Genomic DNA, 13,254 nt, shown 5'->3' on the forward strand with positions numbered 1-13,254 from the left:
CAATCGGGCAAATGTTTCAAGGATTGCGGATGTTAACCACTGCGCAACCCTTTACGCACCTGTTTCGCCACATGACTTGCTATCAAATCCGTCGCAAAATCATTCTTACGTCTTGCCCAAAGCTGTCCACTGACTGCAAGTCAAATCGAGGAGCTTGATCCAAGTGCGGTAGACCTAAACCAGCGATCGGCCCCGAGGCTTGCTTGCCCCCAAACAGGGTTGCGCCAACGTAAACGTGGCATTCATCGATCAGACAATGCTGTGTGTGAATGAAGCTACCCAATAATTCTCCGCCACCTTCAATCATGATGTTAGACAGTTTGGCATCGCCAAGCTTCGTCAACAATTCGCGAACCATTAGCGATTGGTCGGAGGTTGACAATGAAACAGCCTGCGCCCCCATTTCTTGCAAAACACGCAACTGTTCCGAATCCACCAAGGGCGAACAATACAACCAAGTTGGAATCTTAGTGGCGGTTTGCATTAGCTTTGCGTCTGAGGAAGGCAAGCGTTTGTGGCATAGAACGATCCGCTGGGCGACCCTTGCGGGCTGCACCGATTGCGATTCCTGGTTGTTAATCCGGGCGGTTAACAATGGATCATCTGCGGCAACAGTTCCCATGCCGACGACGATTGCGTCGACTCGAGAGCGCAACAAGTGAACTTGATGCCGAGACTGCTGCCCCGTGATCCACTGGCTTTCCCCCATCACGGTGGCGATCTTTCCATCGGCTGTCATGGCCCATTTGGCGATGACCCAGGGCATGCCGGTGCGCACGAGCTTCAAGTAGGGCGCATTGAGTGCTTCGGCTTGCTGCTGGAGAACGCCGAGGGTGACATCGATGCCCGCCTGCTTTAACTGTTCGATCCCGCCGCCGCTGACCTTGGGAAAAGGGTCTGCCAGCGCGATGACGACCCGGCGCACTTTGGCCGCGATCAAGGCCTCACTGCAGGGAGGCGTCTTGCCATGATGACAGCACGGCTCCAGTGTGACGTAGGCGGTTGCACCTTCGGCCTCGGCCGCGCTAGCCAGAGACTTCAATGCGTCGACTTCGGCATGATCGAGGCCGAATGCATGATGATACCCTTGACCAATGAGTTGCTGATCTTTGACCAGAACACAACCGACCATGGGATTGGGTTCGACCGCTCCCTGGCCACGGGCGGCCAGCGAGAGAGCGATTTGCATCCAGTGCTCATCACTGCATGCGGCCGGTTCCTGATTGGCTTTTGAATCCATCATCCAGTTTCAAGATCAGTCCATTCCGGGAACCCAGAGTTTCCCGCCACCTTCACCGGAATCAGAGGCTGGCGCAGAGGACCCGGATTCGGGAGTCCATAAACCACCGGATGATCCCTGCGAGGGAGCCGGGGCGGCGGTGAATTGATCACTCGGCCCAGCAGCTGCCGCTGGAGGCGCAGCTGATCGAGGACGTCCATCGGGGTTGATCAAACCGTAACGCATCATGATCTGCTGAACCATGCCGATCACTTGTGGGTTGTTACCGTAACGTTGCTGCAGAAGCGTCATGTCCGCCTGGAAGCCTTCTGCGTCCGCGGAAACCAATCGATGCTCAAAACGCTGCATCAATAACTCAAGTGGATCGATCGAATGCTTGTCGGCATACTCCATGCCTTCGCTGAGACGCTCAAGAATGGCGGTATCACTTTCTGCCAGCGGAGCCCAAAGCGTGTAGGCCTGAACCACTTGTTCGGCATTGACTTCGTCGCCCTCATGAGTCTTGGCGTACTCGATCGCCGCGCCAGCCCAACGGTTCACGACACCGACTTGCCCCGAGTGTTGTGCGGTGAAGGTAATCCACAGCAAGCCCTCAAAGCCAATGCCGTCCATCTTGACGCGCCCCAAGTCAATGGCTTTCACTGAACCAAGTTGGTCCTCGGGAATTTCCAGTTCGGGCAATGGATCGATCTTTGCAGCATCATAAATGTACTGCATGGGTTGCTTTAACGTTTGCAGCAACTGGCGTCCTTCTAGCAAACGCACCACCACTTGGCGCTCAAAGAGCAGGGAATCGTCGGAGGCGGCTTCCGCCAGCGACTTGCCGCCGAGCAATGGCAATCCAACGCTGCAAACGCGTTGGCCAAAGGTACTGTTGGCAAACTCCTCCAGGTACGGCTTCAGCTCGACTGGATTGTCTGGCAATTCCTTTTGGTTGGGCGTTCCCATTGGGAAGGACCACAGCGGCACAATATTGGATTTGTCTTCGGTGATTTCTGCTTGAGGCAGCGCCTGACTGATTGCTGCTTTGACGGCCTCCAAGTCGGCTTCAACAACGTTGACACAGATCAACTCTGGCTCTCGATCTGTCTGCCGGCCATAGAGGAACAAACTGCCGACGACTGCATTGAACTTTCCATCATCGGTCGGTTGCACGACGGAGAAACCACTGCGTGGCGAAACCTCTTGGCCCTCCAGTTCCAGGCCTGAGAAATCCTGCCCGGTCATGGCTTCGATCTGAGCTTCGGCGGTCAGTGCCATTTCGGCTTCAGAGACATCCGGGAAACTCGCCCGCAGACGATACAGGCTGGTAGACGCCTCAGGCTCATCAGCCAACAGATCAGTAATCGCACGCAGTCGTTGGCGAGCAATCAGATCCAAGGACTCATCCTGGCTAAGTTGCAGCGCCAAGTCCTGTTGTCGCCGCTCATCACAACGCCAGACAGCACACTGCAGCAATCCAGACAGGACCGCTGGATGAGTGACTCCGGATCGTTTGAGCGATTCAAATTTAGAATCAGCCAGCAGGATCTTTCGATCATCGAACAGAGCTTTGGCTTCTTCATAACGCTCTGCCCAATCCGCATCGGCGGGATGGGGCAACAACTCCGGAACCTCTTTCATCAACTGATGAACGTTCGGACTGGAGTACATCTGGCTGAGCGCAGACAATGCTTGTTGACTGAACACGGTTTCTGAACCGGCGCAAAGCATGGCGTAAACTTGCGCCGAGAAGTAGCGTTGCTTTGAATAAGCGTTCAAAGCGACCATGAAGGCGTTATCGATCACCGAGGCTTCGATCTGATCACTTGACTCGCTAAACGCTTCCAGGGTCAAATCCGCGGCGGCGGGCAAGTTGTCTTCGGTCAATCGCACCACTGCCATCTGTGACAGAGCAATCGGATTGGCAGGCTGCAAGCGGATGAAGTGTTCCGCATTCTCCTTCAAGGTTTCATGTTCCCCCAAACCAATCAACAGACGACCGCGAATCGCCAGCGCCCAAGCCGCATCAGGATGCTCAGTGATGATTGACTTCAGTCGGTCCAGTGCGGGAACCACTTGGCCGCCATTGACCATGTTCAGCACTTGATCCATCAAGCCAACTGAATCCTTGCACTTGCAGAATTTGATCTTCTTGCCATTTCCACAGGGGCACAGTGCGTACTGATCAATGCTCATTAGGGCTTACCAGGGTTGGGAGTGAGTAGTTGCAACTGCAGATCCTACCATGACCGCCCGCTACCACCCAAGCCCCTTCGGCCAACTGGCCAGTCCAGATGGGGATTTCAACCACCAACGATGGGCAATCCTTCCCAGGGGCGGGAATTCGCTGCTCTGTCCACGCGTCTGACCGCCGCAGATGGCCCCTGAAATGACCAAATCAGCGTTCTCTCTGAACGCCTCGTCGCGGGCGACCCGAGGCGTTGGCTAACGGTCTCCCTGGTGCTTGCCAGCTACCCGACGACGCTATCCTGAGAGGCCGCAAAGTGCGTCGACAAGGAAACAAAACGCCTGCTCACCAATCCCCGGATGACTGCTTTCACGCGGTCCGGCAACGTTCAACACCTGGGGCTGCTGATCCTGCAACCAAGCGGCCAAGTCCAACGGGGCCGCTGTTTGCAAATCCAAACAAACGAGCGGTCGCGACCAACGCCGTGCAAGATGGCGAGTCAATTGTGTGCCTCCTTTTAGCGTGCCAAGATACAGGATCACCGTGGCACTGCTGTCAATGATGTTCTGCTCTGTGCGTGCCGGATAGGCCGGCGACTCCATTTCCTGCAACTCATAGCAAGCAGGAATCGGGCCGTCTTCAGACCGCCGCCCCTTGGGACACCAGCCACCATGTTGAAGGTTCAGCGCCATGGCCGCATCGAGCCCAGCTCGATCGACCCCCGTCTGACCACCGGAAACGATTCTTTCCGGAAGAAACACATGCTTGTCTTTTACAGAACCCGCGGGCATAGACAGCTCAACTCAATACATCAAGCAAACAAACTCATCACGCAAGATCGGCAACCACGCCTACCAATCGAGCGTCTGACTCAACCGTTCCTTGATCTTAGCAGTTTCGTCCACATGCTTTGCCAACTGAGGCCAGCTTTGTGGCACATCAGCACAAAAATGCATGGACTCTTGAGTCGTTGGATGGAAGCACTTCAGTTGCCAACTGTGCAGCGCAATCGCATTGCCGCCGTTAGAAAACTCAGCTCGAGAACCGTACTTCTGATCACCCAACAGGGGGAACCCACGACTGGAGAACTGCAATCGAATCTGGTGCTTGCGTCCTGTTAACAGTCGCACAGCGATCAAACATTGGTCCTCTCTTCGGGCCAGCACGTGATACTGCAACCTGGCCTCTTGCAATGAACCGCTCGAGCTCTGCCGAGCGCCATCTGCTTGCCCCAGCACGCGCATTCGCTGACTCGATTCGTCTTTATACACCTGATCAACGAACTCGCCAGCCTCAGGCAACTTCTCGGCAGCACGCCCCTTCACCAGGGCCAGATAGAGCTTCTTCGCTTTGCCGGGAACATTCTTGTTTTTGCCCGCGCCGCCAAACTGAATCGTCATCCGGGACGCAGCCTTACTGGTCCGAGCAAACAGCAACACGCCCGAGGTGACGCGATCCAATCGGCTGACCACACCAAGAAACACCTTCCCCGGTTTGTCATAACGCTTTCGCAGATAATCAACGGACCATTGATAGGCTGTCAAACTCCCATCGGTTGCTGACATCGTTGGCATCCCACAGGGCTTGTTGATGACCAACAAATGGTTGTTTTCATACAGCACATGGACTGCACTGTGATTCATGGCAACAACTGAATGGTTAGACACAAGAGCATTGACGCAACCCGAGAGTTCATGAAATGGCGGCTTCACTTTCCGCTTGCAATTGATCGCCGCGCTGAATCTGTTTGCGCAGATGAGCTAACGCCGACTTGGCGATGCGAGAATAAATGATTGAAGGATGACCGCCGATGCGAGGCGATGCCAAGATCCGACGCCCTTCCGGATCCACTACAACCAGATCCACCGGCTGAGCCTCTAACGCTTGACTAGCGTCGCTATCCAAGTGTGGATAGCTTTGCACGACCAGCAACCAAGAGGCTCCGGATCGTTTTCGCAGCACATCATAGGCGTCCGCAGTAGGCACATCCAATAACGCTGCCAATTCCTCAGGGCCAGCAAAGCAAAAGCCGCCATGATACGCATCGGTCTTCCCCAATGACGCAAACCAATCGGCCAGGACCGCTGAACGGCCAAATTCAACGGTGATCAAACTTTGACCACGCATCAACAGGTCGCGCTGCACCGCGTGATAGAGCTCATACGATTCGCCATGCCCGAAGTACAGATCACCGACCCGCGACATGATTTCTTGGCGGGCCGTTTCAATCTGTCGCTGGCAAGCTTGTGGGTCCGGTGCCGCGGCTGTGATGCGCAAGGAGATGGTTGCTGAACTGACCGTAATCCCCACTCGGGGAACACGGTCACGAGCGATCATGGTCCCTAAACGCTGCTCCATGTCGCTTTCACCCACACCAAAGAACTTCATCACGTGATGTTCAATATGCTGCCTGCTACTACCGATCATTTCCAACAGACGCGGCGCGACGGTTTCGTCAAACATCCGTCGCATTTCTGCCGGCACACCGGGCAAGGCAAAAAAGCGGCACTTGTGGCGATCAGAAACTCGCAGCGTCAAATCCACTCCCGGTGCAGTGCCCTGTGGATTAAAGATCTCCAAACTGCCCTCGGGAAACATGGCTTGAATATGATTCCGCTCGGGCATTTGGCGATTGCGACGTGCAAACATCTGCTCGAGATGCACCAACGACTGCTGACGCATCTTCAATGCACGGCCGCTGAGCTGTGACAGGGCTTGGCGAGTCAAGTCATCACGCGTGGGGCCCAATCCGCCGGTCATCACAACCACGTCAGCTCGCTGAGCTGCGATTCGCAACACGTCAACGTGTTGCTGAAGATGATCACCGACGGTGCTGTGAAAGGCGACCGTCACACCAAGTTCTTCTAAACGCCGACTGATCCACTGCGAATTGGTATCCAATCGGGCTCCACTGGTCATCTCGTCTCCGATCGAGATCACCTCCGCAGTCGTGCTCCTTACAGGATTCACCAATCAGTCTCTCGTGATTTGATTGCAAGAATGAGGGTCAATTGCCACCCAACCGACACTTGTCAGCAGCGTCGGCGGGATAACAGATTGTCTGCTCGATTGAATCACCCGACAAGGAGATCATTGCAATTAATTCCGACGATCTCCCGGCACTCGATCAGCTAAGGATTTCCTTGACGACGTGCGCAGGTTCCTCGACACCCGTCAAACGCTGATCAAGCCCCTGGAACTTGTAGGTCAAACGCTGATGATCGATCCCCAGCTGGTTCAAGATGGTGGCGTTCATGTCACGGATGTGAACGCCAGTGTTACCCAAAATGTTGTAGCTGTGATCATCCGTCAGCCCGTACTCGAAGCCTCGCTTGATGCCCGCTCCTGCCATCCAAATCGTAAAGCATCGACCATGGTGATCTCGACCGTGATTGTCCTTGGTCAACTTACCCTGCGAGTAAATGGTTCGGCCAAATTCACCGCCCCAAACCACCAGGGTGTCATCCAACATGCCGCGTTGCTTAAGGTCTTTAATCAAACCGGCTGATGCCTGATCGATGTCACCACACTGTTGACGAATCTTCGATGGCAGCGAACCGTGTTGATCCCAACCCCGGTGGAACAACTGCACATAGCGAACGCCTTTTTCAACCATCCGGCGAGCCAGCAAGCAGTTGCGAGCAAAGCTGCCAGGCTTTTGGACGTCGGGGCCATACATGTCTTGGACATGCTGAGTCTCCTTTTCCACAGCCATCAAATCAGGCACTTCACTCTGCATTCGGAAGGCCATTTCGTACTGCGCGATGCGAGCCTGCGTTTCAGGATCACCAAACTTGTCATAGGTCATCTGATTGAGCGAATTCAAACCATCCAACATGCCACGCCGAGAGTCTCGATCAATGCCGGGAGGATTGTTGAGATACAACACCGGCTCGCCACTGCTACGCAGTTTAACCCCCTGGTGTCGGGCGGGCAGGAACCCTGAACCCCACAACCGGTCATAGAGCGCTTGTAACTGTCCGCGACCACGCGAAATCATCACGATGTAGGCCGGCATGTTGTCGTTCACACTCCCGAGTCCGTAACTCAGCCAAGCCCCCAGGGCGGGCTTGCCCTGCTGTTGGACACCTGTATTGATGTATGTAATCGCAGGATCGTGATTGACCGCTTCGGTGTGCATGGACTTGATGATCGTGATGTCATCAACGACTCCCGCAGTATGTGGCAGCAAGTCTTTATTGACCCAGGTGCCGTGTTCACCAAACCGCTGGAACTCGAACATCGGCGCCACACAAGGAAACTCCTTCTGACCGCTGGTCATGCCTGTTAAGCGTTGCCCCTGCCGAACAGAATCGGGCAATTCCTCGCCATGAAACTTGCGCATCGCAGGTTTGTAATCAAACGTGTCGATGTGACTGGGACCGCCCGCCATGAACAGATAAATGATCCGCTTGGCTTTGGGAGCAAAGTTGGGAAACTGCGGCAAACCTGGATTCGCCGTTCCACCGGACCCAGCAGATGCATTCAAGCTGGGATCCATCAAAGTCGCCAACGCAGTCGAACCGATGCCGAAACCACTACGCAGCAGGAAATCTCGTCGTTGTTGTTGTGAAATATCCATCGTCGTCATTAACCTCGGCACAAAGTTTCATCCAAGTTCAGAATGATCTGAGCGATCACGGTCCATGCCGCATGCTCAACAGGATCGATCGTGTTGTCTCGCTGAGAGCTCCCGACCTTCAAAAATTCTTCCGCCAAGTCCTTGGACTTAGCAAACCGCTGACGCTGTTGCTCAAGCAACTGGGCCAACACTGCCAAATCTTTTTCAGTTGCTGGCCGACTGGTCGCCAATTGGAACGCATAATCGAATCGTTTTTCATCAGCGTCACTGTGAGCAATCAAACGTTCAGCCAGCCCCCGCGCTGCTTCCACAAACTGAGGATCATTCAACGTGACCAACGCCTGCAAGGGCGTGTTGGTTCGCGCTCGCTGCACCACGCACTTTTCACGCGACGGTGCATCAAAGATCATCATGTTGGGCATCGGCGCACTGCGTTTCCAGTACGTGTACATGGACTTACGGTAAAGCTTGTCGCCATCGTCCATTCGGTAACGAAGCCCACCATTGAGACTCACTTCGTTCCAAATGTTTGGTGGCTGGTACGGCTTGACGCCTGGCCCGCCCACGCTGTCAGTCAACAAACCACTGATTGACAAGGCCTGATCGCGAATGAATTCACCCTGCAACCGGAACCGCGGACTGCGTGCAAGCCAGATGTTTTGCGGGTCGTCTTCCAAGTGAGCCGGCAGCACTCGAGAGCTTTGCTGATACGTTTGCGAAAGCACCATTTGGCGAATCATTCGCTTGACGTCCCAGCCCGAATCCACGAAGTCAACCGCCAGATAGTCCAGCAGTTCGGGATGTGATGGTGGCGTGCCCTGTGCACCGAAGTCACTCACCGTCCGCACCAAACCTTCACCAAATAACATCGTCCAATGACGATTCACTGCGACGCGTGAGGTCAACGGATGCTCCGGCATTGTCAACCACTGTGCTAAACCGAGTCGGTTAGCGGGTGCACCCTCTGGCAAGGCCGGCAAAGCGGCTGGCACTCCCGGTTCAATCGCTTTCTCTTTCTTGGGTGAATCGTACTGACCCCGTTCCAGAATGTAGGTCATCCGCATGCGATTGGCGGGATTGTCTTGCATGATCATCGACGTCGTCTTTTTCTGGATCAAGCCATCACGTTGCTTGACCAGACCCGCAAACTGATCGACCAGTTTTTGATACTCGCCGTCATGATGCTGCAAGTACTCGCTACGCAGAATCGACGTTTGCAACTCGGTTCGCTGATCAGCAGCAGACGCAAGCAAGAAGTCCTTGATCGGTTGTTGTGCGAGCCCGACTTCGTCCGCACTCAAGGCTCGTTCATAAAGCCGAATGTCATCGACTTCGCCAGACCAGTTGCCTCCAGTCGATCGAGCAGCCAGGCGAAACGCGGTGTCGGTGTGAGTGGTACCGGTCAACGTGTCGGCCTCAACGGCACCTTCAGCCGACTCACCATCGATGTAGATGGCGACTCCAGCAGCTTTCATTGAACCGTCATACGTGACAACAACGTGCTGCCATTTGTCTTTGACCAAGCCACCCTTGGAAACCACCTTGATGGCGTTACTCGGCCACTGATTGATGAAGTGAGTCCCAATCCCGGAACCCTGAATCCACAAATCATAGCCGCGGTAACCATTGCCAACGTCCATTTTGGAGAACACCGCACCAGAGGACTTGCCGTCCCACTTGATCCAAGCAGACGTCGTCCAAGGCTTGTCATGTGACAACTGGGGTGACTGCTGCGACCACTCCAACCGAGTGCGTCCATCAAGCTTCAAAGCCTGATCTTCAGATTCACCTCGCTTGGCCACCTGTGGCTTACCAGAAACCGTTTGCAAAACTTGCCCAGTCACGTAATCAACGCGGCGATTGCCTTTCAGATCTCGCATCGGCAGCCAGCATGCCAGCCCTGCAGTAGGATCAGCGACTGGTTCGCTTGGCTCATCAGACAGAGCCTCCTCAGACGGGGCCTCCTTAGACAGGGCCTCCTCCTGCTTGCCATGCTTCTCAAGCCACTGAGCAAACTGATCGCCAATCGTTGCCGGATACTGATCGAGCCCTTTCTGGCGATCTTCCACTTGCTGATTCAGGCCGGCCAGTTTTTCTTGTCGCTCTTGATCAAAGACTTCCACAACCGGGGACTGATTGCCGTTGCGCGTTTGCATCCCCGGATCTGCAGTGTTATTGAAATAGGCGAAGAACTGGTAGTATTCGTTTTGCGAGATCGGGTCATATTTATGGTCGTGGCACTGACCACATTCCATGGTCAGCCCCAGCCAAACCGTGGAGGTTGTTTGCACGCGATCGACCACGTACTCCACTCGCAATTCTTCCGCGAAAGCGCCGCCTTCGTCACTGGTCGCATGATTCCGATTGAATCCTGATGCCACCTTTTGTTCCATCGTCGCCTCTGGGATCAAGTCACCGGCGATTTGCTCGATGGTGAATTGATCGAAGGGCATGTTCTTGTTGTACGCATTGATCACCCAGTCCCGCCAGGGCCACATGTCGCGAGGTCCATCGGCGTGCATCACACTCGTGTCACCATAACGAGCAGCATCCATCCAAGCCACTGCCATCCGTTCGCCATAAGCTGGTGACGACAACAGTTCATCCACCAGCGTTTCGTATGCAACGTCACGCCCATGCTGTTTTGCCGCGGCCAAAAACGCTTCAACTTGATCAGTCGTTGGCGGCAAGCCAGTCAAGTCAAGAGAGACACGGCGAATCAACGTGCGTAGATCTGCCGCGGGCGAAGGCTTCAGCCCGGTCGCAGCCAAGCGTTTACGAACGAAGTGATCCACGGGATTGCCAGTGACTTTTCCTGCGGCCATCTTGGCCGGCACGAAGGACCAGTGATCGGCATAGGCAGCCCCTTGATTGACCCAGTCCTGCAGCAACTGCTTCTCTCGATCGGTCAACTGCTTGTTGGAGCCTGGCGGCGGCATGATCGAGTCTGGATCGTCAGTCAAAACACGAACGATCAGCTCACTTGCCTCGGCATCGCCAGGCTCGAACGCGCCAGCGTCGACCGCGTCCTCTCGTTTGTCCAGTCGCAACTCGGCTTCCCGAGTCGACTCCGCCGGACCATGACATAAAAAGCACTTGTCCGAGAGAATCGGCCGAATGTCACGATTGAAATCAACCGATCCCTTGGCAGCGGACTCGCCGGGCTCGGCCGCCGACAACATTTCTCCCAACAGGACTGGCGCACCGGTCAGTGCCATCACTGCCAACGCTTTTCTCAAGCCGGCAATCGAACGCCACGTGTTCACTTTGACTTTCACCATCAAACCTTTTGTAGCCAACAAATTCAATTCAGAACCAAGACTTGCGACGACACGCATGCGACCGGTCGACGCAAAAACACACAGCATTCCTCAGCCATGCTCACTCCACTCACTGATCACATCAGACATCCTTGGCGACTGGAACTTCGTAACCGTCGCGGTATTCGCGTGACAACATTGCATTGGCTGCCTGATTGTCGATGTATCGCTCCGCCTCGGGATCAAACTTTAACACAGGCCCCAAGGACAATTGATCCTTGGCAGGATCAACGCCGTTATCACGCAGATGCTGCAGCGTTCGCTGCAACGTGGCCTGATCATCATCGGCAGACGAAAACTCGCCCAATGCGTTCGCAATCTGCTCCGGAGCAACGCGATTCTCTTGCCCCAGGTAATAGGACGTGTTGCCAAGGTGTGCGATTGAAGCGGACAAGTGGCCACAAGTTGCGTCGGCATGCAAGCCAGCAGGGTCGCGTGAAATCACCGCATTGACAAGATTGCTCATGTGAACATGGTTCAGCACACCATCGGTTTTGTTGCTGTGCCGAAACTCTTTGATCTTATTCATCTTCTTGTCGAAGACAGTCCCGCCATCGTAACTGGGCCCTTGAATGGCATAACCTTCGGTACCGTAAAAGACCACGCCGATCTTATTGCCCTTGCTGCTGCCAAACAGCTTGTAAATCTCTTCGTCAGCTCCATTGTTGATCTCTAGACCGCGCGTCTCGAACACAATGGTCTTATCGCCATAGTCATAGACCGAAACCTGAGTGTTGGCGGTATCGCCCGCATCGACATAGCTGGGATCTTTGCGCTCTGCTTGATAGCCTAGTCGTCCAGCGTAGGTCAGAATGGAATTGGGGTGGCGTTCGAGCCCCAATCCCCAACGGGCGACATCGGTCTGGTGCGGCCCCTGGTTCCCGCTGTCCCCGTTACCATAATGTCGCTGCCAATGCCAATCATAGTGGAAACGTGGACGCGTGAGTTTGGGCTCGGTAAAGGCAGCCGGCCCACTCCACAAATCGTAATCGACCACGCCGGGGACTTTGTAATCACCCAGGGCGCCAATCGATTTGCGACGTTTGTAGCACAAACCACGAGCCAGCTTGACCTCACCAATCCCGCCAGAGTGCACAAACTCAATCAACTGCTGCACACCTTTGCTGCTTCGGCACTGTGTACCGGTCTGGAACATGCGGCCATATTTTTTGGCGGCGGCAACCAAAGCCCGACCCTCGTGCACGTTATGGCTAATCGGCTTTTCGACGTAGACGTCTTTGCCAGCCTGCATTGCCCAGACACCGATCAGAGCGTGCCAGTGATTGGGCGTAGCAACAGTAACAATGTCTAAGCTTGCGTCACCTAATGCATCGGTGACATTGGTGTAAACCTTGGGACGACTGCCTTGTTTGCGTTGAACCGATGTTGCGGCTCGTTCCGCGACATCCGAATCCACGTCCACCACGGCCCGGATCTCACAGCGGGGATCATGATGAAATCCATCGACGTGGGATTGACCACGTCCATTCAATCCTGCAACCACAACTCCCAGCTTCTCATTGGGGCCCGGTTGTGCGGCGGCCGAACCACTGCGATGCACTCCATAGGCGACTGAAACCGCTGCGGCGGAGGCAACGTTAAACTGACGACGTGAAATCTGGCGCATGGATAACAACTCCGGAATAGACTTGGGGAATCTGATCGCTCCTCACGATTTTGGCCGGGGAGGCGCTCACCGACAATCATGGCCATTAACGCTGACGCACGATCGTTCAGTGGATGGTGCTCATCGAAACAACATTTCCTTGCTGCAGCAAGCCAGAATGGCGAAACGATTCGGTGGGAGCATTGGGGCGGGCTACCGCTCGACAAACGACGCGAATTTGCGTTCCGTCTGCGCGCTGGCTGTAGTTCCCATAGTGTAGTCAAATTCCTGGGCGACTGCCGTGCAATCCCCGCCAAAAAACACGACTTCACTTCC

8 protein-coding genes are annotated in these 13,254 nt (G+C 54.9%); all 8 read right to left on the bottom strand.

The window, feature by feature from the left end:
- Nucleotides 1–82 precede the first annotated feature (82 nt).
- Nucleotides 83–1,243 carry a bifunctional diaminohydroxyphosphoribosylaminopyrimidine deaminase/5-amino-6-(5-phosphoribosylamino)uracil reductase RibD gene (ribD, locus tag SV7mr_RS21990; protein WP_419187750.1) on the bottom strand — a complete coding sequence of 387 codons (1,161 nt, stop codon included), beginning with the start codon at nt 1,241–1,243 and terminating at the stop codon, nt 83–85.
- A gap of 12 nt (nt 1,244–1,255) precedes the next feature.
- A complete protein-coding gene (locus SV7mr_RS21995) occupies nt 1,256–3,418 on the bottom strand; it encodes a tetratricopeptide repeat protein (RefSeq protein ID WP_145276737.1) in 2,163 nt (720 codons plus the stop codon).
- Between the two features lie 288 nt (nt 3,419–3,706).
- On the bottom strand, nt 3,707–4,201 hold the full coding sequence (locus SV7mr_RS22000) for a putative molybdenum carrier protein (protein WP_145276739.1): 495 nt from the start codon (nt 4,199–4,201) through the stop codon (nt 3,707–3,709).
- Nucleotides 4,202–4,261: 60 nt separating this feature from the next.
- On the bottom strand, nt 4,262–5,053 hold the full coding sequence (locus tag SV7mr_RS22005; protein WP_145276741.1) for an RluA family pseudouridine synthase: 792 nt from the start codon (nt 5,051–5,053) through the stop codon (nt 4,262–4,264).
- A gap of 49 nt (nt 5,054–5,102) precedes the next feature.
- The gene (locus tag SV7mr_RS22010) at nt 5,103–6,380 is read right to left on the bottom strand and encodes a competence/damage-inducible protein A (protein ID WP_419187751.1); all 1,278 of its coding nucleotides are present in this window, start codon (nt 6,378–6,380) and stop codon (nt 5,103–5,105) included.
- 157 nt (nt 6,381–6,537) lie between these two features.
- On the bottom strand, nt 6,538–7,992 hold the full coding sequence (locus SV7mr_RS22015) for a DUF1501 domain-containing protein (RefSeq protein ID WP_145276743.1): 1,455 nt from the start codon (nt 7,990–7,992) through the stop codon (nt 6,538–6,540).
- An 8-nt stretch (nt 7,993–8,000) separates the two neighbouring features.
- Nucleotides 8,001–11,273, bottom strand: coding sequence for a DUF1553 domain-containing protein (locus tag SV7mr_RS22020; RefSeq protein WP_419187753.1), 3,273 nt, complete (start codon nt 11,271–11,273; stop codon nt 8,001–8,003).
- A gap of 121 nt (nt 11,274–11,394) precedes the next feature.
- Nucleotides 11,395–12,939, bottom strand: coding sequence for a Gfo/Idh/MocA family protein (locus SV7mr_RS22025; protein WP_145276747.1), 1,545 nt, complete (start codon nt 12,937–12,939; stop codon nt 11,395–11,397).
- Between the last annotated feature and the right edge of the window lie 315 nt (nt 12,940–13,254).

The sequence above is a fragment of the Stieleria bergensis genome (assembly GCA_007745635.1).
GTDB classification, from domain to species: domain Bacteria; phylum Planctomycetota; class Planctomycetia; order Pirellulales; family Pirellulaceae; genus Stieleria; species Stieleria bergensis.